The 22,701-nt window shown below is 45.2% G+C and carries 25 protein-coding genes and 1 pseudogene; 12 read left to right on the top strand and 14 right to left on the bottom strand.

Going from position 1 to position 22,701, the window contains the following annotated elements; translation table 11 throughout:
• The first annotated feature begins 13 nt into the window (after positions 1 to 13).
• The 8 genes from ACFSUB_RS01095 (at position 14) to ACFSUB_RS01060 (ending at position 6,225) form a co-directional block, all read left to right on the top strand.
• Positions 14 to 349 carry a helix-turn-helix domain-containing protein gene (locus ACFSUB_RS01095; protein ID WP_380711340.1) on the top strand — a complete coding sequence of 112 codons (336 nt, stop codon included), beginning with the start codon at positions 14 to 16 and terminating at the stop codon, positions 347 to 349.
• Between the two features lie 70 nt (positions 350 to 419).
• Positions 420 to 1,070, top strand: coding sequence for a DUF4352 domain-containing protein (locus ACFSUB_RS01090; RefSeq protein ID WP_380711339.1), 651 nt, complete (start codon positions 420 to 422; stop codon positions 1,068 to 1,070).
• 77 nt (positions 1,071 to 1,147) lie between these two features.
• Positions 1,148 to 1,762: an ImmA/IrrE family metallo-endopeptidase gene (locus tag ACFSUB_RS01085; RefSeq protein WP_380711338.1), complete on the top strand. Its 615-nt coding sequence runs from the start codon at positions 1,148 to 1,150 to the stop codon at positions 1,760 to 1,762.
• Positions 1,737 to 2,087, top strand: a complete 351-nt coding sequence (locus ACFSUB_RS01080) for a hypothetical protein (protein ID WP_380711337.1) — start codon at positions 1,737 to 1,739, stop codon at positions 2,085 to 2,087. The genes ACFSUB_RS01085 and ACFSUB_RS01080 overlap by 26 nt, the downstream gene beginning before the upstream one ends.
• Before the next feature lie 129 nt (positions 2,088 to 2,216).
• A complete protein-coding gene (locus tag ACFSUB_RS01075; RefSeq protein WP_380711335.1) occupies positions 2,217 to 3,470 on the top strand; it encodes a hypothetical protein in 1,254 nt (417 codons plus the stop codon).
• On the top strand, positions 3,427 to 3,987 hold the full coding sequence (locus ACFSUB_RS01070) for a hypothetical protein (RefSeq protein WP_380711334.1): 561 nt from the start codon (positions 3,427 to 3,429) through the stop codon (positions 3,985 to 3,987). Before ACFSUB_RS01075 ends, ACFSUB_RS01070 begins: the two co-directional genes overlap by 44 nt.
• Positions 3,984 to 4,595, top strand: a complete 612-nt coding sequence (locus tag ACFSUB_RS01065) for a hypothetical protein (RefSeq protein ID WP_380711333.1) — start codon at positions 3,984 to 3,986, stop codon at positions 4,593 to 4,595. The genes ACFSUB_RS01070 and ACFSUB_RS01065 overlap by 4 nt, the downstream gene beginning before the upstream one ends.
• A gap of 64 nt (positions 4,596 to 4,659) precedes the next feature.
• Positions 4,660 to 6,225, top strand: coding sequence for a recombinase family protein (locus ACFSUB_RS01060; RefSeq protein ID WP_380713144.1), 1,566 nt, complete (start codon positions 4,660 to 4,662; stop codon positions 6,223 to 6,225).
• Between the two features lie 2 nt (positions 6,226 to 6,227).
• Here ACFSUB_RS01060 and ACFSUB_RS01055 read toward each other — a convergent pair.
• A pseudogene (locus tag ACFSUB_RS01055) lies at positions 6,228 to 6,665 on the bottom strand (sigma-70 family RNA polymerase sigma factor); the annotation flags it as partial.
• Positions 6,666 to 6,799: 134 nt separating this feature from the next.
• Here ACFSUB_RS01055 and ACFSUB_RS01050 point away from each other — a divergent pair.
• The 3 genes from ACFSUB_RS01050 to ACFSUB_RS01040 all read left to right on the top strand — a co-directional run bounded on the left by ACFSUB_RS01050 (position 6,800) and on the right by ACFSUB_RS01040 (position 10,061).
• Positions 6,800 to 7,096: a HesB/YadR/YfhF family protein gene (locus tag ACFSUB_RS01050; RefSeq protein WP_380711332.1), complete on the top strand. Its 297-nt coding sequence runs from the start codon at positions 6,800 to 6,802 to the stop codon at positions 7,094 to 7,096.
• A gap of 323 nt (positions 7,097 to 7,419) precedes the next feature.
• Complete coding sequence (locus ACFSUB_RS01045) at positions 7,420 to 9,402, top strand: S9 family peptidase (RefSeq protein WP_380711331.1); 1,983 nt, start codon at positions 7,420 to 7,422, stop codon at positions 9,400 to 9,402.
• 38 nt (positions 9,403 to 9,440) lie between these two features.
• Positions 9,441 to 10,061: an NUDIX hydrolase gene (locus ACFSUB_RS01040; RefSeq protein WP_380711330.1), complete on the top strand. Its 621-nt coding sequence runs from the start codon at positions 9,441 to 9,443 to the stop codon at positions 10,059 to 10,061.
• Here the strand turns inward: ACFSUB_RS01040 and ACFSUB_RS01035 are convergent, their stop codons facing one another.
• The 10 genes from ACFSUB_RS01035 to alaS all read right to left on the bottom strand — a co-directional run bounded on the left by ACFSUB_RS01035 (position 10,062) and on the right by alaS (position 18,596).
• The gene (locus ACFSUB_RS01035; RefSeq protein WP_090925694.1) at positions 10,062 to 10,301 is read right to left on the bottom strand and encodes a YrhC family protein; all 240 of its coding nucleotides are present in this window, start codon (positions 10,299 to 10,301) and stop codon (positions 10,062 to 10,064) included.
• 88 nt (positions 10,302 to 10,389) lie between these two features.
• Positions 10,390 to 11,085: a 5'-methylthioadenosine/S-adenosylhomocysteine nucleosidase gene (mtnN, locus tag ACFSUB_RS01030; protein ID WP_380711329.1), complete on the bottom strand. Its 696-nt coding sequence runs from the start codon at positions 11,083 to 11,085 to the stop codon at positions 10,390 to 10,392.
• A 33-nt stretch (positions 11,086 to 11,118) separates the two neighbouring features.
• Positions 11,119 to 11,868 (bottom strand): YrrS family protein, encoded by a 750-nt coding sequence (locus ACFSUB_RS01025; RefSeq protein ID WP_380711328.1) that lies wholly within the window; start codon positions 11,866 to 11,868, stop codon positions 11,119 to 11,121.
• A gap of 199 nt (positions 11,869 to 12,067) precedes the next feature.
• Positions 12,068 to 12,544 carry a transcription elongation factor GreA gene (gene greA / locus ACFSUB_RS01020; RefSeq protein ID WP_380711327.1) on the bottom strand — a complete coding sequence of 159 codons (477 nt, stop codon included), beginning with the start codon at positions 12,542 to 12,544 and terminating at the stop codon, positions 12,068 to 12,070.
• A gap of 138 nt (positions 12,545 to 12,682) precedes the next feature.
• Complete coding sequence (locus tag ACFSUB_RS01015; RefSeq protein WP_380711326.1) at positions 12,683 to 13,324, bottom strand: O-methyltransferase; 642 nt, start codon at positions 13,322 to 13,324, stop codon at positions 12,683 to 12,685.
• A gap of 164 nt (positions 13,325 to 13,488) precedes the next feature.
• On the bottom strand, positions 13,489 to 14,616 hold the full coding sequence (mltG, locus tag ACFSUB_RS01010; RefSeq protein ID WP_380711325.1) for an endolytic transglycosylase MltG: 1,128 nt from the start codon (positions 14,614 to 14,616) through the stop codon (positions 13,489 to 13,491).
• 112 nt (positions 14,617 to 14,728) lie between these two features.
• Positions 14,729 to 15,022: a DUF1292 domain-containing protein gene (locus ACFSUB_RS01005; RefSeq protein ID WP_380711324.1), complete on the bottom strand. Its 294-nt coding sequence runs from the start codon at positions 15,020 to 15,022 to the stop codon at positions 14,729 to 14,731.
• 13 nt (positions 15,023 to 15,035) lie between these two features.
• The gene (ruvX, locus tag ACFSUB_RS01000) at positions 15,036 to 15,464 is read right to left on the bottom strand and encodes a Holliday junction resolvase RuvX (protein ID WP_380711323.1); all 429 of its coding nucleotides are present in this window, start codon (positions 15,462 to 15,464) and stop codon (positions 15,036 to 15,038) included.
• Positions 15,461 to 15,733 carry an IreB family regulatory phosphoprotein gene (locus tag ACFSUB_RS00995; protein ID WP_090925686.1) on the bottom strand — a complete coding sequence of 91 codons (273 nt, stop codon included), beginning with the start codon at positions 15,731 to 15,733 and terminating at the stop codon, positions 15,461 to 15,463. The genes ruvX and ACFSUB_RS00995 overlap by 4 nt, the downstream gene beginning before the upstream one ends.
• A gap of 226 nt (positions 15,734 to 15,959) precedes the next feature.
• Positions 15,960 to 18,596, bottom strand: a complete 2,637-nt coding sequence (alaS, locus tag ACFSUB_RS00990; RefSeq protein WP_380711322.1) for an alanine--tRNA ligase — start codon at positions 18,594 to 18,596, stop codon at positions 15,960 to 15,962.
• Positions 18,597 to 18,665: 69 nt separating this feature from the next.
• Between alaS and ACFSUB_RS00985 the strand changes: the two genes are divergently transcribed.
• Positions 18,666 to 18,809: a hypothetical protein gene (locus ACFSUB_RS00985; protein WP_380711321.1), complete on the top strand. Its 144-nt coding sequence runs from the start codon at positions 18,666 to 18,668 to the stop codon at positions 18,807 to 18,809.
• A gap of 99 nt (positions 18,810 to 18,908) precedes the next feature.
• On the opposite strand, the gene ACFSUB_RS00980 is transcribed toward ACFSUB_RS00985, so the two are convergent.
• The 3 genes from ACFSUB_RS00980 to recD2 all read right to left on the bottom strand — a co-directional run bounded on the left by ACFSUB_RS00980 (position 18,909) and on the right by recD2 (position 22,683).
• Positions 18,909 to 19,985 (bottom strand): AI-2E family transporter, encoded by a 1,077-nt coding sequence (locus ACFSUB_RS00980; RefSeq protein ID WP_380711320.1) that lies wholly within the window; start codon positions 19,983 to 19,985, stop codon positions 18,909 to 18,911.
• A gap of 105 nt (positions 19,986 to 20,090) precedes the next feature.
• A complete protein-coding gene (locus tag ACFSUB_RS00975) occupies positions 20,091 to 20,282 on the bottom strand; it encodes a hypothetical protein (RefSeq protein WP_380711319.1) in 192 nt (63 codons plus the stop codon).
• A 103-nt stretch (positions 20,283 to 20,385) separates the two neighbouring features.
• Positions 20,386 to 22,683 carry an SF1B family DNA helicase RecD2 gene (gene recD2, locus ACFSUB_RS00970; protein WP_380711318.1) on the bottom strand — a complete coding sequence of 766 codons (2,298 nt, stop codon included), beginning with the start codon at positions 22,681 to 22,683 and terminating at the stop codon, positions 20,386 to 20,388.
• Between the last annotated feature and the right edge of the window lie 18 nt (positions 22,684 to 22,701).

Below are 22,701 nucleotides of genomic sequence, written 5' to 3'. Positions count from 1 at the left end.
GGAGGCACTCATAATGGAAAATGTATGGCCTAAACGGTTGCGAAAATCAAGAGAAGCAGCCAACCTTAATCAAAAAGAAGCTGCTAAAAAATTCGATATAACTAACTATCAGTTATCGAGGTATGAAAATGGACATTCTAATCCGGATCCTGATTTAATAAGTAAATTCGCTGATCTTTATGAGGTTTCTGCAGACTACCTACTCGGCCGCACCGATGATCCGACGCCTGAACAGCCCAGTATATTCTTCCGAGACGGCGAAATTTCCGAGGATGAAGAAGAGTACCTGGAGGAAATGCTGAAACAATTCCGAGAAGCGAAAAGGAAATGGGAAGAAGGAAGAAAGTAACTAAAATGTAGACTTTTGTCATAATCAAAGGTAAAATATAAGTGAATTTTCTTATATGGGGGTCTTATTTATGAAAAAAGTCGGCATTGGGTGTCTTGCTTCTATTGGGGGATTAGTCGTCTTAATTATTATCATTAGTATCTTTGCTTCCGGTGATGATACTTCACAAACATCGGGTGGCGATTCTGGATCAAACGGATCTGAAGAAACATCAGCTGACACTGAAACTAGTAACGGAGAAGAATCAAGTGACAACTCTTCCGGTAGCGATGAAGAAGTTGAAGAAGAAGCACCAACATATTCTATAGGTGATACCGTTGAAGTTGGAGCAGTTGAATATACAGTTAATAACAGATCAACTGCTGAGCAAGTAGGGCCATCCTCATTGCCAGAAGAGGCAAGCGATATGTATCTAGTACTTGACATAACATTCAAAAATAATGGAAATGAAGCTGTCACTGTTAATAGTGGTTATTTGAAACTGAAGCAGGGAGAAACCACCTTTGAAGCCGATGAGATGGCTTCCATGAGTGCTAATCAGAACGAAGATGGCACAATGGGCGATACCTTCTTTTTGGAAGAAGTTAACCCTGGATCGGAAAGAAACGGAAAAGTGGTTTTCGATGTTGCCCCTGATATTGCGGAAGCAGACGACTTGCAAGTGGAAGTTCAAGAAGGGATATTCGGCTCTGTTACTGAAGTTATCAATCTAAGCGAATGATTATGATAAGCCTTGTTTCGACAAGGCTTATCTTTTAAACTTAATGTCGAACGTATGTTTGATAAAGGGTGAGTCTATTGGTTAAAACACATTTAGAAGAATGGATTGAAGCGGAGTACAGCAAACGTGGTATTTCTTCATTAGAGGATTTACAAACGGAGAACTTGGTGAATTTTTTTAATATCGTCCTAAAAGATACCGAAACTCGTTCAACTTCTATATCCGATGGTGAGTTTTCTGTGATATTTATTAATCTTTTCAAATCTAAGTATGAACAACGTTACGACTTGTTCCATGAACTGGGGCACGTTCTAAAACACCACGGTGATCAACGCCGCCTCCCTCTTATGATGAAACAATATTTAGAGGGACAAGCTCATACGTTTTGTTTGTTTGCAGCTATGCCTTACGAATTTATGAGGCCGCTGCTGAAAAGTAATATGCTACCTGCTGAAATCGCTGAATACTTAGTGTTGCCTGTCGATATCGTTAAACAAAGAATGGAACAATTATCCCGAAATTATCGGTCTGATATAGTACAATCTAAGGCGTCAGAGTATAAAGGAAGCCTCAAATCTCGCTCTTACAACCCAAGCCAGTGGACTCGAGAGACATGGAAAATAATGAATCAGCTCAAGAATCAAACCGGTCAGGAGGTTATTAACCATGTGGGTTTATTACGAAGAGATTGATGGTGAACTGCAGGCAAAATGGGTACTTGTTAAGACAGATGGAGAGCAGCGCGGCTCCCTTCTTTTTTACACGGTTCCTGAGAGCGTGGAGTGCTTCTATGAAGAAGATTTTGCTGACTTGGCTATTCTGTCTGTCGATATGGGTGAACTCGTCAGAGATCCGTTCGATGATGCCAGCTTTGCCATCAATATCGGTATGGTTCAATCCCGGCTGGAAAGCAGCGGGTATGACCCAGCTATGTTGGATGAAGCTGAGTACTTTATCATGCTTGTCGAAGACCTGGAGGAAGTAATGTCCATGGATTTAACGCTTTTGTTGCGATAAATGGCGATTATTGATGTAAATTAGTGTCTAGTTTTGTCGAATTCACCCATTAAAGTATGAGTATTTAGTATTATAGGATAAGTCTATTTATCGTTATAGTTTTCACGTTTTACATTTGGAGGTATTAAATTGAGCCAGAGCATTTCTAAACCAGTGTTACGATCAATTGGTCACGATAATATTAAGCAGTTTTTGCAAACCCAACATTCAGAAGCATTAAAAAAAGAATATCGATCTGGCAATTATCAGGACATAAGTGAAGACACAATGTATGAAAATATATTGAATTCATTAATCAATAAAGACGAAATAGATAATGAACATGTAGACGAATTCTTGCTTGATAATTTTAGATATGGAAAGATGAACCATATTTTTATTTTTCAAATAACCTCTAGTAAATTAAAAAGTTTAAATTATGAAAATCAAATAATACGATTTATTAATAATCTTAAGTACCATTCAGGTGAGGAAATCACAAGTTTTCCTCATTTTAATAAAATTAGACAGAAGCTTCCCAAGGGAAAAAAAAGACTTTTGTATACATCAGTACACAAGGAAGGCTCTAATATAACCAGTATTGAAATTATTTTGAGCAAATTCATTTATGACAAAGATTATAGGCATTGTGTGCAATATATCCCTGTTGAAATTGATGTTAAAAACAAACTTGTTTTTATTAGAATGAAAGATTGGAATAACGATTCATTAGGTTCTTTTAATATCTCAGATGAGGGACAAAAGATTGCTAAAGAGTTGGAAAATGCTTTTGAAATAAATTTAATGATGAAACCCGATAAAGTCCAAAATATTATCACGCAACTATTAAGAAATTTAACCGAACCAATTTTAGCTGATTCAGTAGATAAAGTTAATAATAATATTTCAGACGATGTTAACCAAAGTATTAAAAAATGGACACAATCTATAGATTCTTCTATATCGCTAACAAAAAAAGATTATGATATGTTGAATAAGCACGTACTAAATTATTTTTATAAATATCAATTTCAAAAAGATTATGGCCATTTAAAAATGAAAAATATTAAAGATATATTTGATATAAATGGATATCCAACATATGTGAAGTTTATTGATGATGCAATAGGAGAAGCAAGAACTCGCTCAAACGATGTAAATAGTTCATTATTAGACACAAGTATTTACTATGACTTAAAAGCACGTTTAGATGAGTCGCATCGCATTAATCTTTCTACGATACAATTTATGGACCCACCAGATAGAAAAAGATTAGGAGTGAGTTTTCACACAGAAAAGCATAATGAACTGAGACTCGTCCTATTTTGCCAAAACTCTTATAAAAAGGAGATATATGATTATGTATTGCGAAAAATTAGAAGCTATTTTAAATCACAAAAATAGTCCTTTACATAATATCTTTGATAACGAAGTTAAAAAATTTGATCTATTTATAAAAGATCATACCACAAATTTTGAAAGAGGCAATTTAAGCCCTGTTAAATTTTCGCTAACAATGAATGTAGATCATAATACATCGTTAATGTTTTATAATATAGGAGTGAAGGTTAGTTTATTTTCACCAGTTATATTTTATAAATGTGAATGTGGATCTCAACATAAAATATTTAGTATCGATGAGGAAATTGAATGTGATTGTGGAAAATTAGTATTGCCTGAAAAAGATCCTCATAATGTTCATGTTTATTTTAAATTAATGGAACCACCGGAAGACTGTAGCTTCTTCGATGATAGAGATCAATCAAAAACACAAATCGAAGCATTGGATAATGATTTATTGGGAAAGTCTTCCACCATGTCTGATTATAAGAAGGTCTTAGGTCCAAACGAAACTACATATATGTTAACATCGAGCAGAAATAAGCAATTCGAAGATTATATAAGGGATAAAACTAAATGAACAAAAAAAGGACTTTAAAATATTTAAAAAATATATTTGAAATTTCAATAGAAAATAAATTAATAAATTTTTTTTGCTATATACTAATCTATATGTTTGGAATAGGTCTTAGCGTTTTTGTTTTAAGGCTATTAGGAGAGTCAACGTATTTTATCAACGTCTTAACTGCGACTAGTAATTTCTTTGGTGGAATATTAGGTGGTTTAATAGCATACGTTGTAGCTGTACATCAAATTGAATCGCAAAAAGATGAAGAAAAAATAAAAGAACTTCAGAACATTAGTAATATGATTACATTACTACAATCAGAACTCAAACATAATGAACTAGTGCTTTCTCAAATAAAAGAAAAAGCAGATTTTAATGATAAAGTTAACAGTGTCACTCTCTTTAACACAGATATATGGCACAACGCTAAGTATGTGATGGCTGAATCTTTAAATCAAAATACCTTTGAAAACATCAATGATCACTATCGAGAACTCGATGAGCTCAAAAACTGTATTAATCCTGATCTCGAAGAAATATTAAACAATCAAATTGATTATCGAATGCTTTTAATTCAAACAATTCGTAGAGATTTGTCTAACGTACATATTGACATTTAATAAAATATTAACACAAACACTTAACAAAATACTAATGGGGTGCTACACCTTGCAAAACGTTTGTATGTACTTGCGTAAATCCCGCGCTGACCTTGAAGCAGAAGCCCGCGGCGATGGTGAGACACTGGCCAAACACAAGAACGCTCTCTTCAAAATAGCCAAGAATTTGAACCTCAACGTGACCAAGATCCGCCAGGAAATCGTGTCCGGGGAAAGCCTGGTCCACCGGCCCGAGATGCTCGAGCTGCTTAAAGAGGTCGAGAACAACGAATATGATGCTGTTTTGGTAATGGATATTGACCGCTTAGGCCGCGGCAACATGCAGGAGCAGGGCTTGATACTGGACACCTTCCGTACTGCTAAAACAAAAATCATTACCACGCGGAAAACGTATGACCTTTCCGATGAGTGGGATGAGGAATACACCGAGTTTGAAACCTTCATGTCCCGTAAAGAACTTAAGATCATTAACCGCCGACTGCAGGGTGGCCGTCTCCGCTCTATCGAAGAAGGCAATTACATCGCTACAAATGCTCCATACGGCTATGAGATCCACAAAGATGGAAAGCACCGCACTCTTGTCCCCCACCCTGAGCAGGCACCGATTGTCAGAAAGATATTTGCCTGGTACACAGAGGATAACTCCAATCAACGCCTAGGCAGCGCTGAGATTGCGAACCGTCTCAATGAAATGAGCGCTCCTTCCTACACAGGGAAACTATGGGAACCAAGCGCTGTCCTCAACATCATTAAAAACGCTGTATACGCCGGACGGCTGCAGTGGAAGCGCAAGGATATTAAGAAGTCTACGACACCAGGGAAAATCAAAGACACTCGAACGCGCCCCCGTGATGAATGGGTGGACGTTGAAGGTAAGCATGAACCTCTTGTATCCATGGAACTGTATGAAAAAGCCCAGGATATTTTAAAAACACGATATCACGTCCCTTATCAGCTTGGCGGCCGTGTAACGAATCCCCTTGCCGGTATTGTTAAATGTGGGTACTGTGAGAAAACCATGGTCCGGCGCCCTTATACAGACGGTAAAATATTCGTCATGTGTAATAACGCTAAAAACTGCGGCTGCCGCAGTTCCAAAATTGAGTTCGTGGAGCAGAAAGTATTGAATGGCCTACAAGACTGGCTGGATCGCTATAAAGCTGACTGGGATCATGGAAATGAGGATAACACGTCAAACGAAGATGCCAACGAGCTTGAGATCTTACAGAACTCCATTCAATCCATGGAAAAGGAATTAAAGGAACTGAACAAACAAAAACTGAAGCTGCATGACTTTCTTGAGCGCGGAGTATATGACGAGGAAACCTTCCTGGAAAGATCGCAAAATATCTCCGACCGCATTAATGACATCAACACAAACATTGCCAACGCTCAATCAGAGATGGAACTGCTGCAGGAAAGAGAAGCAGCCCAGGAAAACATTATCCCCCATGTCGAAAACGTCCTCGATTTATATAAGAAGACAGACGACATCAAAAAGAAAAACGCCCTTCTCAAGTCAGTAATCGAGAAAGCCGTTTACACCAAAAACAAACAGCAGCGTTTAGATGACTTCGAACTTGTGATTTACCCTCGCCTCCCTCATACCTTTGCTCCTAAATACGTATAACATATTAGGGGCAATTCATTGCCCTCTTTATCACTTCCTATCGGGTCGTGCAGTGAAATATCTTTTTTTACCTTTTTGAGCGCCCGCAGATGCATAAGTATTTCATTTTCGACACACCTTGCCGCGTAGGTAGCAAGTTTCGTTCCTTTTTCAGGCGAATAGCTCTCAATGCCTTTAATGAGGCCGATGGTGCCGATCGATATCAGGTCCTCGGTGTCTTCCTTGGCGTTTTCAAATTTTTTGACGATATGGGCCACAAGACGAAGGTTATGTTCGATCAACAGATTACGGGAGTACTGGTCTCCCTGCTGCATTCGTTCCAGATGTATTTTCTCTTCTTCTTTCGGCAGCGGCTGTGGAAAAGCATTGTTTTTGACATACGAGACAAACATCGCCAATTCCTTCATAATGAGCAGTGCGGCAGCAAGAATTCCGGACAATGGTATCGCCCTCCTCTCTTTGACATTCTATGCAGCGGAGGAGGTTTCGTTGTTTGTCCAAGCGGCATTGTTTTTATCTTCTTCATTAGGGGAAACTGGAACATAGATAAAATACGGCAGGGAGGTTGTCAGACATGAATATTTCTTTGAGCGCACCCGCGTTAAAATGGTTTGAACAGGAAATGGAGGCACAGGAAGGGGATTCGATTCGGTTTTTTGCCCGCTACGGCGGCCACTCCCCTATCCATCCGGGCTTTTCCCTTGGTGTAACTAAGGCCGAACCCTATGAACCGTGGGCGCAGACGACAGAAAACGGCATTGTTTTTTATGTGGAAGAAAAGGACGGATGGTATTTTGAAGGGTACGATCTGCACGTAAAATACAGCCGTAAATACGATATGGTTGACTACGAGTACGTGGACGTAAAATAAAAAGGGCTGCCCGGAAAGCGAACCTCCGGACAGCTTCAAGTGGAGAGAGAGATGCCAACAAGGAAAGTAAAAAGTCGGCAAAAGGAATAGGAGTTTCCTTAAGTGTTAGTATAGAGTGATACAACCAGCTTTTCATTCAGTTTGTCAGATTATCTCTCCTTTTTTCTCCATCACATCCGGGTTGTGTTCGTTGAGGTTTTTCCTTATCTTTACTATACTAATTTCACAACATTTCCCCTGGACACGTCTTTCACCTCCTGCTTTCCTATGCAGACATGATTCGTGGCATTCCGAGGGGAAGGAAAGAAAAGGAGGACGTTTCATTGGCTGATCAAAAACGGGCTGTAACGCCTGAAGATATTAGGAAGATTCGAGTTGTTCACGATCCTTATTTATCAAGCGATGGGGAAAAATATGCGTACGTGCAAACATCCGTCCGCCATGACACAGAGTATCATTCGCACCTGTTCATTCATCACTTTACAGACGATATGCCGGTGCAGTGGACATTCGGGGAGGTCCGTGATCACTCACCGCGCTGGTCTCCCGACGGAACGGAACTTGCCTTTGTATCCAATCGTTCCGGTGTCCATCAGCTGTGGGTCATGTCAGCGGCGGGAGGAGAACCGCGTCAGCTCACCAGCCTGAAACATGGTATCTCCGATCCGGATTGGTCGCCGGACGGAAAATACCTGCTGTTTACAACGTCCGCCCGCGCCGATGAGGATATTTTCTCAGAGGAAGAAAGTCCGGATAAGGATGAAACGAAACCAATTAAGATTGAGCGTCTTCGATATAAAAGCGAAGGAAACGGGTTCCACCGCGGCAGAAGGACACAGCTTGCTCTGCTGGACATGAAATCAAAAGAGACGCGTGTTCTGACAAGCGGTCCTTTCGACCATCATTCGGCCCGGTGGGCGCCGGACAGCAGACAAATTGTCTTCAGCGCCAACCGTAATCCGGATGAGGATGTATCTTCTGTGCTGGATCTGTTTATTATCGATACCGAAACGGGGGATACAGTAAAGCTGACAGATTCAACCGGTGTGTTTTCTAATGCAAGCTGGTCCCATGATGGACACAGAATCGCCTGCATCGGCCACGAGCTGGAATATCAGGGAGCCACTCTGAACCAGGTATGGGTTATTAATCCTCTGACAAAAGAGCGCCGCTGCGTGACGATAAAATGGGACGTACAGATCGGGGATGCGGCAGTGAGTGATCTGCGTGCCGGGCAGGAGGATCTTTCGCCGGTCTGGGCACAGGACCAAAAACACCTGTACTTCAGTGCCAGTGAAAACGGAAATACAGGGATTTATCAAATGGATCTTGAAGGGGAAATCACTCCGGTTCACGAAGAAGATAATCATGTATTTGGATTTTCGTATCACCCACGTCTTGATTTTTTCATTGCGGGAATCAGCGACCCCTCCAACCCCGGTGATTTCTATAAAATCGAAAAACCGGAGAAAGGAAAGGTCCGCCTGACAGACGTCAACGCAGACTTTATTCAGAGCGTGCATCTTTCCATTCCGGAACCTGTCACAGCCAAAGCGGAAGACGGCTGGGACATTCAAGGATGGCTTATGAGACCGGCTTTCTTTGAGGAAGGACAACGCTACCCGCTGCTTCTTGAAATACACGGCGGCCCCCACGCCATGTACGCCAATACGTTCTTTCATGAACTCCAGATGCTTGCCGCACAGGGATACGTAGTGCTGTATACCAATCCCCGCGGAAGCCATGGATACGGACAGACATTCGTTAACGCCTGCCGCGGCGATTACGGGGGGAAAGATTATACTGATTTAATGACAGCGGTCGATCATGTCATCGAACAATATGACTTCATTGATAAAGAACGTGTCGGCGTAACTGGCGGCAGTTATGGAGGATTTATGACAAACTGGATTGTCGGGCATACCAACCGGTTTAAAGCAGCCGTTACACAGCGTTCCATATCCAATTGGACCAGCTTTTACGGTGTCAGTGACATCGGTTTTTTCTTCACGGACTGGGAGATTGGCGCACGTGTGTATGACGATCCGGATAAGCTTTGGGATCACTCTCCGCTGAAATACGTGCAAAACATCCATACGCCGCTTTTGATTATGCATGGAGAGAACGATTACCGCTGCCCGATGGAACAGGCCGAGCAGCTTTTTACAGCGTTGCAGTATCTGGAGAAACCAACCATGTTCCTGCGTTTTCCCCAGTCCGGTCACGATTTGAGTCGAAATGGAGCTCCGGCTCTGAGGGTGGAGCGCCTCCAGCATATGGCAGCGTGGTTTGAAAAACACCTTTAACCGTCCAGAGACGGGGAGGAGAAAGTGGGGGACCAAGGTTGAATAAAAACGATATAACCAGCCGGCTCTCCGGGCGCCGGCAGGGAATTATAGACGAACATCAGATGCGGCATTACGCTGTTTTCCTGCCGTTAATAGAAAAAGAGGATGATATCTATGTTCTCTTTGAAGTAAGGGCCAAACACATGAAACGCCAACCCGGTGAAATTTGTTTTCCCGGCGGCATGGTGGACCGCACGGATAACAGTCCTGCCGAGGCTGCCGTTCGTGAACTTTGCGAAGAAACCGGCATACGTCAAAACGAGGCTGCCATTACCGGCAGCCTCGATAAAATCATATCTCCGTTTCGTCAGATTATTTTTCCTTACGCCGGTTTTCTGGATCCGGCTGCTTCTTTTCAACCCAATGAGGAAGAAGTGGATACATTGTTTACCGTACCGCTTTCTTTTTTCATAGAAAATGAGCCTGACAGACATCTCATTCACCTGCAGGTGGAGCCCGAAACCGGGTTCCCATTCGAATCCATACCAAACGGAAAACGTTATGCCTGGAGTGCCGGAACACACCACGAGTATTTTTATTATTACGGTTCCTACGTCATCTGGGGGCTAACCGCCAGAATCATGAAACATTTCGTAGACGAAACAGCCTCTCCTTGATTACAACTGCTGATTTTCCTCTTCCGCCCGCTGCCGTTCTTTACTCCCTGCGTAGTGGAGTACAACGGAAGCGGTCGTAAATATACCGATGATGACCAGTATTTCAGGCTGTTTGGCTGCCGGAATACTTTCCGGAAGCAACAGTCCCAGAAACAGAAAACAGGAAGCCGTGATTAAAACTCTGCTGAAGGAACGGAAATCTTCGGCTCTTCCTGCGTGAGCTGTTTTTGATTGTCCCATCCGGCTGACCCTCCTTTTTCTTCATCGTATCATAGATAAAGAGAAAGAAGATCCGGCCGTTTTTGGAGGGAATGCCGGCATTTTCCTCCTAATTCATTTTCTGCTCAATGAGCGCTGACACAAGGGCTGCTGAGTTCTCTGACGCCTGTACGAGAAACTCCTCATAGGACTGTTTTGCATCGTTTCCCGCCACATCACTGAGCGCTCGTATAATAACAAACGGCACATCAAAGCGGTAACAGACATGGGCAATGGCTCCTGCTTCCATTTCTGCACACTGCGGCTCTTCAAACGTTTCTTTCAAAAATGCAATCCGGCTGTCGGAGCTCATAAACGAATCACCCGACAGAATAAGGCCGTCTCTGACAGGAATATGTTCTGCGGAGGCGGCTGTTAATGTTTCTTCCACCAGTTCCGCGTCAGCACTGTATCCAGCAGGCATGCGCGGAACCTGGCCGTATTCGTACCCAAATACTGTAGCATCTACATCGTTATAGCGCACTTCTTTGGAAACGATGAGGTCCCCGACGTTCAGCTCGGGGTTAAGCCCGCCCGCGGATCCGGTATTGATCACAAGATCCGGCTTGTATTTTTCAAGTACAAGCGTTGTGGCAGCGGCTGCGTTCACCTTGCCGATGCCCGACTGGATAAGCACCACATCCGCTCCGTACATCTTCCCTGAAAAAAACCGGGTGCCGCCGCTTTCTTCTTCGCGGCGGTTTTCGAGTTTCGATTTTAACAATTCCACTTCTTCATCCATCGCACCGATTACTGCTATTTTCATTTTCCTATACGTCCCTTTCCGGCTTGTTTATTTTTATAATTCCGGATTGGAATCCGCCCGCTCTATATTTACCGGTTTCCATCCTTCGTCTTCCACAAATTCGATTGTTACTTTGTAAGGTGTCTGTCTGTTTTCGTACGTACTTATATATCCTACGGCTCGATTGGATCCTCCGCCGTTTTCAATACGCCATACTTCAGCTTCGCCGCTGCTTATTCCGGAAGCGTAACGAAGTGCAGCTTCCATTTCCGCCCAGTTCTGACTGCTTGAGTCGAAATCATGACGGAACGAGCCGGACTGTTCTGTACCAATCGGCTCCCATTCTTCCTGATCTGGACCGCCGCCTTCAGGAATGGAAACAGCATTTTCGCCGTTGTCACTTTCTTCGCTGTCTGTATCGTTATTGCTGCTGTCTTCTGTCGAACGGCCCTCATTTGAGTCCCTATTTTCCTGCGTCTGGTTTTCATTCTGCTGGTTGTCCTGGTTTTGATTTTCCTGCTGATTGTTCGTGTTCTGGTTCTCATCCGGTGCGGTCTGTTCCTGCTCCGGAGCCGTCTGTTCTTCGGTTGTCTCCTTTTCCGATGGCTCTGTCTCTTCACTCTGCTGCGGCTCTGACACGTCATTTTCCGCAGTTTCCTGACTTCCCGGCAGAAACAGCTGGACCGCAAAAAACAGAATAAGCGCCCCTACTGCCAGTATAGAGACATTCAAAACACGGTTCATGCGCTTTCGTCTTCTCATCTCATATCGATTCTGCTCATTAAATCCCTGGTCATTGTTCATCCTTCTCACCTGCCTGTATGGTCTATTTCCATAACGTGTCTACCCATATCATATAAAATTTTTTCCGATGTGGCGAGGGGAAAATAGAAATTATACCGTTTTTCCTATAACAGTGCCGTTATCATAATAGATCCAGGACCGAAAAGAGAGCAGTGTCCGCCGGGCAGACACTGCTCTCTCCTTCATAAAGGGAAAAACGTTACGTTACTTCCACGATTTCAACGTTGAATTCTCCACCAGGCGTATTCACGGTAACGCGGTCGCCTACCTTGCGTCCGAGAAGACTCTGGGCCATCGGGGAGTCATTGGATATTTTTCCTTCCAGTGGATCAGATTCAGCGCTTCCAACAATGGTGTACACCTCTTCGTCCCCCTCCGGAATTTCTTTGAATCTCACTGACTTTCCAAGTGCGACTTCCGAATTATTCGTCGTGTCTTCTTCTATAATAACAGCGTTTTTCAGCATCTGCTCGATTTGATTGATACGTCCTTCTACAAACGCCTGTTCATCTTTGGCCGCATCGTATTCCGAGTTTTCCGAGAGATCACCGAAACTACGCGCAATTTTTATTCGTTCAACGACTTCCTGCCGTTTTTCTGTTTTTAATTGTTCAAATTCTTCTTCGAGTTTACGTTTCCCTTCTTCTGTCATGTAGTGCTGTTTTTCTTCTGCCATATCACTGTCACTCCTCTTTCCAATTAATGTTCCTGCATGATCATCTTTTAAGGAAGCCGGAAAAGCAAACAACATTTGGCTTATACTGCCATTATCATACGCATCCTCCGGCTGAATTTCAAACGTTTTTACGTCTTTTTACGTCTTTTTACTGACAGCCACACCGTCTCCCACAGGAAGAAACGACGTCCGTACATCCGGATGGGCGGATAGATAGTCATTAAAGGTCCGGATTTTATCGACCATCGGCCGCAGCCTTCCGGAAGCTTTCTCCGGCTCTGCTGTCAGCCCCCTGAAGAACACGTTATCGCTGATCACCAGTCCGTTCTTTTTTACATAAGGAAAATACGTATCAAAAAAATCTCTGTACCTTCCCTTTGCAGCATCAATAAAGAGTACATCAAACGCATCTTCTTCGTCAAGAAACGCCTCCCCATCGAGGGCATCACATGCGTAAAAAGACGTTCTGTCCGCCAAACCGCTTCTTTCCCTGAATTCAAGCGCTCTTGCATGTGCTGTTTCATTCTTTTCCACGGATATGATACGCGCGTCAGGCAGGGCCGAGGCCATCCGCAGGGCGGAATAGCCGATTGCTGTTCCTATTTCCAGAATGCGGCGGCTGTCATGGAGCTTTAAAAGCTGCAGCACAACTTCCATCGCGTCTTTTTCCATAATGGGAATGTTTTCGTGCTGTGCCAAAGCCTCCATGTTACGAAAAAGTGTATGATCGTCTCCGTGCAGACATTCCATGTACGTTTGTATTGCTGATTGATCTTTCATAAGCTGTCCTCTGTATTTTTGATTTTGGGAGTGAAAACAGACATCCCTGTTTGTTTTACAGGGATTCCCTTTTTATTTTTACTACAAAATACGGCCTCCCCCTTTGTGGATCGGAGAAGCCGTTCTGCGGATTCATTTATGACCTCTTGTCCGCCATGTTTCCCTTATTCCTCCCGGGCTTCCACCCATTCCTGCCGGTATTGCTCCTGAACCTCGCGGTGGTCCTCATACTTTTCATTATAAATGACTTCTCCGCCCGGCCGTGCATAGAAAAAAAGATAGGTATTATCTTCAGGATTCATGACAGCCTCAATGGAAGAACGTCCCGGACTGGCAATCGGTCCCGGGGGAATTCCGGTATGTTGATACGTGTTAAAAGGAGAATCCGTTTGCAGATCTTCTGTAGACGTCATGTAGTTATGCTCTCCCATCGCATAAGAAACCGTTGGATCTACTTCCAGACGCATTCCTTCTTCCAGTCTGTTGAACAGTACGCCGGCAATTTTCGGACGATCTTCTTCCTGCCTGGCTTCCCGTTCGACAATGGAAGCAAGTGTCAAGAGTTCATGGAACGTATAATCCGACTCCTCCACTTGTTCCGAAAATTCTACCATAATTTCCTCTGTTTGTTCAATCATGCGGGTGGTGATTTCTTCAATTGATGCATTTTCGTCAACAAATTCATAGGTGGCAGGAAACAGATAGCCTTCGAGTGGATGTCGTATTTCTTCATTCAACACCGTGTCTGTTAAAGCATCGTGTTCTTCAATCAGCTGATTCAGATACTCTTCATCGGCAAGCTTTGTCCTGATTTCTTCGACGTCATGGGGGCCCGCCTCTGCCATCGTCTGAACGATACCCTTATACCACGTTCCTTCCGGAATCGTAAAGGAAAAAGAGGGCTCTTTCATCATTGTTCCTTCTTTCAGCTGGTCAATAATAGTATCTATATTCATGGAAGGAGACAATTCATACGTGCCCGCCTGAAATCCTTGTTCGTTCTTATAGCGCACGTAGTACTGAAATACCATCCCATTCTTTATTACGTCTGCATCCTCGAGTATGGAACCTATGTCGGAAGCGTTCGAACCAATTGGTATTTCCACTGACACCTGCTCTTCAGAGTCTTTGTCCACCGGCTCCAAAGAAGATGATATGTACAGCCAGCCCCCGATAGCAGCTGCCGCGGCCAGCGTCACAAGAACAGCCAGGGTAATTAGAATGATTTTTCTGACAATACCGGCCTGCCTCTCTTTTTCTGTCAGGCCCTCTTTTGTTGTTCGTCGAAACATTGCTGTTTTCCCCTCCCATCGATTCCATTATACAGTATCCGTCAATAATCCCCTGGAGACGAAAAAAAATCCTGCGGAGCACTGCTCCGCAAGACTTTTGGAAGGAAAAAACTTATTCCTCATCTTCCTCTGCACTGAACGTTTCAACCATCTCTTCGACCATTTGCCACTCTTCATCGCTTTCGATCGGATAAAGAGATAATTCTTCGCCCTCTTCTTCTCCTTCTTCATACCGGAAAGCAAACACTTCAATTTCTTCCTCTTCGCTCTCCTGATCCCCGGCAGCCGTGAGTACCATGTAGGAATAACCTGTCTCATTCACATCAAACGTAAAAAGCAGGTCAAATAAATGTTCATTTCCATCCTCGTCCGGAATCACAATACGCTCATTTTCTTCTTCAGCCATTTTTATACCTCCATTATATGGAACCTGATTGTTCCTGATCTAAGTATCCCTGTAAAATCATGACGGCAGCCATTTTGTCGACCACTTTTTTCCTTTTTTTCCGGCTGACATCCGCTTCAATCAAGGTCCGTTCTGCGGCCCGGGTGGTCAGTCTTTCATCATACATGGAAACCTGCACATCATACTCTTCTCTTAATTTTTCCGCGAAATCCAGACACTGTTCTCCGCGCGGTCCAATTGTTCCGTTCATGTTTTTTGGAAGTCCGACGACAACTTCATGTGCTTCATGTTCTTTTAGAAGTTCATGAATACGGGGGAACGATTCCAGGGGATCTTCCCCCTTGACGTGAATCGTCTCCAGTCCCTGTGCGGTCCACCTCAGCGCATCGGATACTGCCACTCCTATGCGCTTATTTCCAACATCGATCCCCAGTACCTTCATTCGTTCTCCTTCCTGTGCGCTGTTAAATAAGAACGTACCAGTTCCTCTATAATTTCATCACGTTCCAATTTACGAATCAGCGTCCTGGCTTCTTTATATCTTGGAATGTATGCAGGATCACCGGACAACAGGTAGCCGACGATCTGATTGATGGGATTGTACCCTTTTTCCTCAAGGGCATCATATACCGCCAGCAGTACATCCCCCGCGTCTTTGTCCGTCGTTTCGTCCTGGACATTAAACTTCATGGTGCTGTCATTATAATCCATTCCATACACCTCCTCTGCCTACATACTTCCGCTTTCTGAACGTACGGTATCAACCGTAACAGCCGTTTTAAGCCTGTCCTTATTGTACACTAATTATCCCTGTTTAGGAAATGGATTTGAGAAAAGCAGACGGCATCCTGTACAGGCGTAGAATGAACCTTCCTCCTGCAGATCCAAAGGACGCAGACATCTGCGCCCGGATCTCAAAACGCAAACAATTGGTGTCTTATGAACGACGGACGATGTCTTCCACGGCTGCCAGAGCCTCCGGAAGTTTATCCGGATTTTTGCCGCCGGCCTGTGCCATATCCGGACGGCCACCGCCGCCTCCTCCACAGATGGAAGCAGTCTGTTTCACGATATCCCCTGCTTTATAGCCCCGTTCTATCAAGTCTTTCGTTACACCGGCAGTGATGTTGACTTTTCCTTCATTAACAGTGCCGAGCACAATAATACCGGAATCCAGCTGTTGTTTCAATTCATCCATTGTGTTTCGCAGAGCGTCCATATCCGGAGCCTGTACTTCTTTGGCAATGACATACACACCGTCAACAGTCACCCCCTCATTCATCAGGCTGCCTGCTTCGATGTTGCCGAGTTTGGAAGACAGGGATTCGTTCTCACGCTGCAGCTCCCGCACCTGCTGCTGCAGAGCTTCGACGCGCTGCGGCACTTCTTTTACTGTCTTGGCTTTCAGCAGTGCGCCTGTTTCTTCCAAAAGGGACAATTGTTCATTAATGTAGTCAAATGCCTTTCTGCCGGTTACGGCTTCTATACGGCGGACCCCGGCGCCGATACCGGCTTCCGACACCACTTTAAAAATGCCGACTTCCGCCGTGTTATTAACGTGACAGCCGCCGCACAGTTCGATACTGTAATCATCGACCTGCACCACACGTACGTCTTCTCCGTATTTTTCCCCGAACAGCGCCATGGCTCCCATGTCTTTTGCTTCTTCCAGCTTCATTTCTTCAATGACAACCGGAATCGCACGGGCGACTTTATCGTTTACCATTTGTTCGATCTGTTCCATTTCTTCCGGGGTAACCTGCCCGAAATGGGAAAAGTCAAAGCGGAGGTAGTCCTGTTCAACAAGAGAACCGGACTGCTTGACGTGTTCCCCGAGAACGTCTTTAAGCGCTTGATGCAGAAGATGGGTGGCTGTGTGGTTTTTCACGATATCCACGCGGCTGCGTTCTTCCACAACGGCGTCTACATCCGCACCCGTCCCGAATGAGCCTTTGGTTACGGTAATGGTATGAAGGTTCTGGCCGTTCGGTGCTTTTTGGACATCGACTACATCCGCTGTTGCCTCATTGTGATAAAGGACTCCCTTATCCGCGACCTGACCGCCGCTTTCGGCGTAAAACGGAGTCTGGTCCAGGATGACATGGGCCGTCATCCCTTCTGAAATCGTGTCAATGACTTCCTTGTCGTGCACCATCACCTGTATCTTTGCTTTTGTCTGCAGCATGTCATACCCTATGAATGTGCTTTCGACCGTTATGTCAGACAACACGGCATCCTGTGTCTGCATGGATCCACTGTCTTTTCTGGCTGCACGTGCCCGGTCACGCTGGGCCTGCATCTCTTCTTCGAATTCCTGCTCGTTGATGGAGAACCCTTCTTCGGTTACGTACTCTTCCGTAAGATCTGCAGGGAAACCATACGTGTCATAGAGCCGGAACACATCTTTACCGGAAATAACACTGCTGTTGTTTTCTTTCTCTTTTTTCATGATATCCGAGAGAATGGCAAGACCTTCACTCAACCTCTCGTGAAAACGTTCTTCTTCATTTTTTATGACTTTTTGAACAAACGCTTCTTTTTCCTTCACTTCGGGATAATGATCTTCCATGATTTCTCCGACAACAGGAACCAGTTCAAACATGAACGCCCGTTCCAGTCCGATCATTTTGGCGTACCGGACAGCCCGGCGCAGCAGCCGCCGGAGCACGTATCCCCGTCCTTCGTTGGAAGGAAGCGCCCCGTCCCCGATCGCAAAACTAACGGTACGGATGTGATCGGCAATGACTTTCAGTGCTGTATCATTGTCGTCTGACGAGCCGTACGTCACCCCGGCAATCTGTTCGGTACGGTGGATAATCGGGAGAAACAGATCCGTATCGTAGTTGGTCGGTGCTTTTTGAATGACAGATACAATCCGCTCCAGACCCATACCTGTATCAATATTTTTCTTTGGGAGCGGGGTGTAGGTTCCGTCCGGGTTATGGTTGAACTGGGAGAAAACGAGGTTCCATATTTCAAGGTACCGCTCGTTTTCGCCTCCGGGATAAAGCTCCGGATCTGCCGCGTCACTCCCGTACGCCGGTCCGCGGTCATAGAATATTTCTGTGTTCGGGCCGCTCGGGCCTTCCCCGATATCCCAGAAATTCTCCTCCAGGCGGATGATTCTCTCTTCAGGAATACCGATATCATTTTTCCAGTACTCATAAGCTTCCTCATCTTCCGGATGAACAGTCACCGAAAGCCGTTCCTCTTCAAACCCAATCCAGCGCTCACTCGTCAGAAACTCCCAGGCATATTCAATGGCTTCTTTTTTGAAGTAGTCTCCGATGGAGAAATTCCCAAGCATTTCAAAAAAGGTATGATGCCTTGCTGTCTTGCCGACATTTTCAATATCGTTGGTGCGGATCGACTTCTGGACGTTCACCATTCTCGGGTTCCCGGGAATGACACGGCCGTCAAAATATTTTTTGAGCGTCGCCACTCCGCTGTTTATCCAGAGAAGAGTCGGATCTTCGTGAGGCACAAGCGATGCGCTTGGCTCTACATCATGTCCTTTTTCTTTGAAAAAATCAAGAAACTGCTGTCTTACTTCTGCAGACGTATGAACCGTCATACCATGATTCCTCCTGTCTTCATTATATATGTACGAAAAAAATCCCGTCCCGCTCCATGCAGGGACGAGATGTCTCGCGTTACCACCCTGTTTACAGACTCCACCAGAGAGCCTGTCAACTTTTACGCTTTAACGCAGCGTTACGGCAGTGTTTATCTGCGCTCCGGGACAGCTTTCAACGGAACGTCCCGCCGTCTTATCGCAGCCTCGTAAAACGGTCTCTGTACGGGGGGTTTCGTCTACTTTTCCCATCTTCACGTTTCATATGGTATTTCCATGCTTCTTTAGTTATATAAGATATCACGATATATGTCAATCTTCATTCTCTCTGCCGTTTTTATAAGAATGAAACGTACGAATCACGTGGTGGACAACGACGAACAGCGGGACAGCCAGAAGCAGGCCGATTACCCCGGCTGTTTCAAATCCCAGCAGAAGAGCAAATACGATCATCAACGGGTGCATATGGACATTTCTGCCGACAATATAGGGGGACAGTAGATTGCCCTCCACCTGTTGGATAACAAAAAGTACAGCTCCGGTCAGTACGGCTTTGCTCATCGATACCGTGCCGGCTGCAATAACCGCAGGTACAGCTCCAAGTATCGGCCCGAAGTAAGGGATGATATCGGTCAAGCCGATAAAAAGTCCGAGTATAAGCGCGCTTGGTATGTCCATCCAAAACAAAGCAACTGTCGACAGCAGACCAACCGTACCGGCTACGATAAACTGGCCGCGGATATAACTTCCTAGTGCCTCATCGATGGAAACAGCAAGCAGGTGGGCTTCATCCTGCCATTTCCGAGGGGTATACCGCTTCACGAGTTTCTGAAAGGCGCGGTAATCTTTTAATAGATAAAACACGAGAAAAGGCAGGAGAATCAGTGTCACTGCAGCATCCAGCAGGTCTTTCCAGCGTCCTGCCAACCCACGCAGTGTTTCAGCTGCTCTTTTCTCTGTTTCCCGAAAGGACAGTTCAATGTGATCATGAACCCCGGAAGGAAGCATGTCCACCCGGCGGTGAAACTTCGTCATCCATTCATATGTCTGATCTATATAAAACGGCAGACTTTGGATAAAGCGCTGCAATTCCTGAACAACGACCGGACTGTAATACCAGATGAGCCAGCTTCCGCCGCCGAAAAAAAAGATGTACACGGATAATATAGCCAGCGGGCGGGGAACGTGCCATTTGTGCAGCACATCAATCAGGGGATGCAGCAGATAAGCAATTATGGCAGCCGTCAAAAAAGGAAAAAGCACTCTCCAAGCCATGCCGAGAACCGGCATCCACACCGGCTGGAGCAGGTAGACAACATACAAGAGCACGAAGATTAAAGCAATAATGACAAGACGCTGCGTCCATATTCCTATTCGTTCAGGCTTCATAAACAGTTCCACCCCTTTTTGATTAGGATGGAACAAAAACAGGCGCTTTATGAATACCGCTATCACGAACCTTCCGTCAATTCCGGAAAAACAAACGATTACTGATTACCCTTCGTCTTCAAGGTACCAGTGCTTTCCAAACAGATCGTCCAGGCAGCACAGAGAACCGTCTTCTTCGACTTGATAAAGGGTGTATTCCCCGTTTTCCACCGTCCATTCGACGAAACAGTCCCAGCAGTAATAATGATTTGTTCCGAGTTTTCCCGTTAACTTTGATTTGCAGTATGGGCAGTGCATAAGGCATACCGTTCCTTTTCATTATGATTTTAAAAACAGTATCCATCCTGCCCTTACCTGTTCTTTTCTATACGTGGAAAACGGACCACAACAGCAGCTTCATTCAGATGTCTTCCACTTCTTCCGGATCTGATTCTTCTTTTTCTGTCAGTTTTTCTTTCAGCATCGTATACCGTTCATCTTTGCTTTCATTTTCAATCGCAAACCGGATGGCACGCTCCTCCCCGGCTATAATCAGATAATCCCGCGCTCTCGTTATGGCTGTGTACAGCAGGTTACGTTTCAGCATTCTCCGGTAGGACATCAACACAGGTGCAACGACAATCGGAAATTCACTGCCCTGTGCTTTATGAATCGATGAACAATAGGCAAGCATAATCTGGTTTAGATCCTGACGGGAATAGGTGACTTCCTTTCCTTCAAAAGAAAGAACAATCTGCATTTGGTTATCGACGGTTTCTTTTGCTTCAAAAATTGCTTCCACCATCCCCCGGTCTCCGTTGTATACCTGCTCTTCCGGGTTATTGACGAGCTGTAAAATGACATCTCCCTTCGAGTAGACCGCATCGCCGAATGTCACTTTCCGCGATTTACTCTCCGGGGGATTGAACAGCTGCTGCAGCCTCCGGTTCAGCTCGTGCACGCCGGCCGGGCCTTTATACATCGGTGCCAGCACCTGAATATCCATCGGCGGGTATCCTTTTTTAAACGCTCCGGCACATACCTGCTCAATCAGGTCAGCTGCATTATCTCTGCTGCAGGGGAAAAAGCGCCGGTCTTCATAGGCCTCCGGCAGATCCTGCGGCAGCGCTCCCTGTTTAATGGAGTGGGCCAGCTGGATAATGGACGATCCTTCCGCCTGGCGGTACACGACAGACAGGGCGGTAACCGGCACTATGCCTGACTCCATAAGATCAGTCAGCACCTGCCCCGGGCCGACCGAGGGAAGCTGATCTTCGTCCCCGACGAGTATCACCTGCATGCCTTCTGGAATAGAGCGGAACAACTGGTTTGCCAGCCACATGTCAACCATCGACACTTCATCTACAACAAGCAGTTTTCCTTCCAGCGGTTCGTCTTCGTCTTTTTCAAATACGTCTTCTTCTCCTTCGCCGCTGTACCCCAGTAATTTATGAATGGTGGAAGCTTCCAGACCGGTGGATTCTTTCATCCGTTTTGCTGCTCTGCCGGTCGGAGCTGCCAGCAGCACCGGGAACGGTTCATCTTTTTTGTATTTCGTGCGGTCCAGTGAAAACTCGTGTAGTTTGGAAAACATCTGCACAATCGCACGGATTACGGTTGTCTTTCCGGTCCCGGGACCACCCGTCAATATCATGAGCTGAGAAGAGAGAGCCTGTCTGATTGCTTCTTTTTGGTGCTCTGCGTATTCAATGTCGAACTCTTCTTCGGTTTCCCCCAGGGCTTTCAGAAATTCTGCTTCGGAGTAGGAAACCTCTGTTTCCTGAAAAGCGGTCATGTGTCTTATTTTCGTTACAAAACCCTTTTCTGCGAAATAGAGAGACGGCAGGTACACCCGCTGTTCTTCTTCCACCATTTGGTCTTCTTCCATTAAATGCAGAAGCGGTGCTTGAAGCATCTCCGTATCCACCTGGAAATCCTCTCCGCTTAAAAGCACTCCGGTTTCGGCCAGCAGATACTCGTGCGGAACATAAACATGGCCACCCTGCATGGTTTTTTCATACAACACATACAGAAGGCCTGCTTTCAAACGCTCCGGATCATCCAGGCCGATTCCCATACTGCGGCCGAGCCGGTCGGCTTTTACAAACCCGATACCTTCCACATCCCACACGAGCTTGTACGGTGTTTCCTGAATAACATCAAATGTCGTTTCACGGTATGCATGATATATTTTAACAGCCAGATCCATTCCAAACCCGTATTGGGTCAGCATCGTCATGGCCCTTTCCATCCCCTGATTTTCAAGCATCGCTTCATAAATTTTCTGCCTTGTCTTTTCATTCAGCCCTTTTATTTTTTTCAGCTTTTCTTTGTCGTCCAGAATGATGGTAATGACATTTTCACCAAATGTATCCACCATCTTTTCCGCTGTTTTTTCTCCGATGCCCGGAAACCGGTCACTCGCCAGATAATGGATGAAAGCCTCCCGTTCGGTCGGCAGTTCTTTTTGAAACGTCTGTACGTGGTACTGGCGCCCGAATCGGGGGTGCTCCTTAAATTGTCCTTCAAAACGGTATCGTTCATCGGTTTCAATAACCGGAAAATGGCCGACCGCTGTAACCTTATTTTCCTGACAGTCTTCAGAGGCTTCCTGGACTTTCACAAGCAGCACGGTATAGCCGTTTTCTTCATTCCGAAAAATAATATGTATAACCGTGCCACTGATATAAGATTCTCCGGCCATGGAAACATTCGTCATGATAACCACCTTCCGGGC

It is taken from the genome of Salibacterium lacus, from assembly GCF_042684865.1.
In the GTDB taxonomy this organism is placed as follows: domain Bacteria; phylum Bacillota; class Bacilli; order Bacillales; family Marinococcaceae; genus Salibacterium; species Salibacterium lacus.
Note: the sequence above shows the minus strand (reverse complement) of the source record. Positions and strands in the feature narration are given on the sequence as shown.

What these genes read in the sequence shown, in the direction of transcription:
- ACFSUB_RS01095 (WP_380711340.1), top strand. Translation starts at nt 14, where the DNA reads ATGGAAAATGTATGGCCTAAACGGTTGCGAAAATCAAGAGAAGCAGCC.
- ACFSUB_RS01090 (WP_380711339.1), top strand. Translation starts at nt 420, where the DNA reads ATGAAAAAAGTCGGCATTGGGTGTCTTGCTTCTATTGGGGGATTAGTC.
- ACFSUB_RS01080 (WP_380711337.1), top strand. Translation starts at nt 1,737, where the DNA reads ATGTGGGTTTATTACGAAGAGATTGATGGTGAACTGCAGGCAAAATGG.
- ACFSUB_RS01070 (WP_380711334.1), top strand. Translation starts at nt 3,427, where the DNA reads ATGTATTGCGAAAAATTAGAAGCTATTTTAAATCACAAAAATAGTCCT.
- ACFSUB_RS01065 (WP_380711333.1), top strand. Translation starts at nt 3,984, where the DNA reads ATGAACAAAAAAAGGACTTTAAAATATTTAAAAAATATATTTGAAATT.
- ACFSUB_RS01060 (WP_380713144.1), top strand. Translation starts at nt 4,660, where the DNA reads ATGTACTTGCGTAAATCCCGCGCTGACCTTGAAGCAGAAGCCCGCGGC.
- ACFSUB_RS01050 (WP_380711332.1), top strand. Translation starts at nt 6,800, where the DNA reads ATGAATATTTCTTTGAGCGCACCCGCGTTAAAATGGTTTGAACAGGAA.
- ACFSUB_RS01035 (WP_090925694.1), bottom strand. Translation starts at nt 10,301, where the DNA reads ATGGGACAATCAAAAACAGCTCACGCAGGAAGAGCCGAAGATTTCCGT.
- mtnN (WP_380711329.1), bottom strand. Translation starts at nt 11,085, where the DNA reads ATGAAAATAGCAGTAATCGGTGCGATGGATGAAGAAGTGGAATTGTTA.
- ACFSUB_RS01025 (WP_380711328.1), bottom strand. Translation starts at nt 11,868, where the DNA reads ATGAACAATGACCAGGGATTTAATGAGCAGAATCGATATGAGATGAGA.
- greA (WP_380711327.1), bottom strand. Translation starts at nt 12,544, where the DNA reads ATGGCAGAAGAAAAACAGCACTACATGACAGAAGAAGGGAAACGTAAA.
- ACFSUB_RS01015 (WP_380711326.1), bottom strand. Translation starts at nt 13,324, where the DNA reads ATGAAAGATCAATCAGCAATACAAACGTACATGGAATGTCTGCACGGA.
- mltG (WP_380711325.1), bottom strand. Translation starts at nt 14,616, where the DNA reads ATGTTTCGACGAACAACAAAAGAGGGCCTGACAGAAAAAGAGAGGCAG.
- ACFSUB_RS01005 (WP_380711324.1), bottom strand. Translation starts at nt 15,022, where the DNA reads ATGGCTGAAGAAGAAAATGAGCGTATTGTGATTCCGGACGAGGATGGA.
- ruvX (WP_380711323.1), bottom strand. Translation starts at nt 15,464, where the DNA reads ATGAAGGTACTGGGGATCGATGTTGGAAATAAGCGCATAGGAGTGGCA.
- ACFSUB_RS00995 (WP_090925686.1), bottom strand. Translation starts at nt 15,733, where the DNA reads ATGGATTATAATGACAGCACCATGAAGTTTAATGTCCAGGACGAAACG.
- alaS (WP_380711322.1), bottom strand. Translation starts at nt 18,596, where the DNA reads ATGACGGTTCATACGTCTGCAGAAGTAAGACAGCAGTTTCTTGATTTT.
- ACFSUB_RS00985 (WP_380711321.1), top strand. Translation starts at nt 18,666, where the DNA reads ATGTCTCGCGTTACCACCCTGTTTACAGACTCCACCAGAGAGCCTGTC.
- ACFSUB_RS00980 (WP_380711320.1), bottom strand. Translation starts at nt 19,985, where the DNA reads ATGAAGCCTGAACGAATAGGAATATGGACGCAGCGTCTTGTCATTATT.
- ACFSUB_RS00975 (WP_380711319.1), bottom strand. Translation starts at nt 20,282, where the DNA reads ATGCACTGCCCATACTGCAAATCAAAGTTAACGGGAAAACTCGGAACA.
- recD2 (WP_380711318.1), bottom strand. Translation starts at nt 22,683, where the DNA reads ATGACGAATGTTTCCATGGCCGGAGAATCTTATATCAGTGGCACGGTT.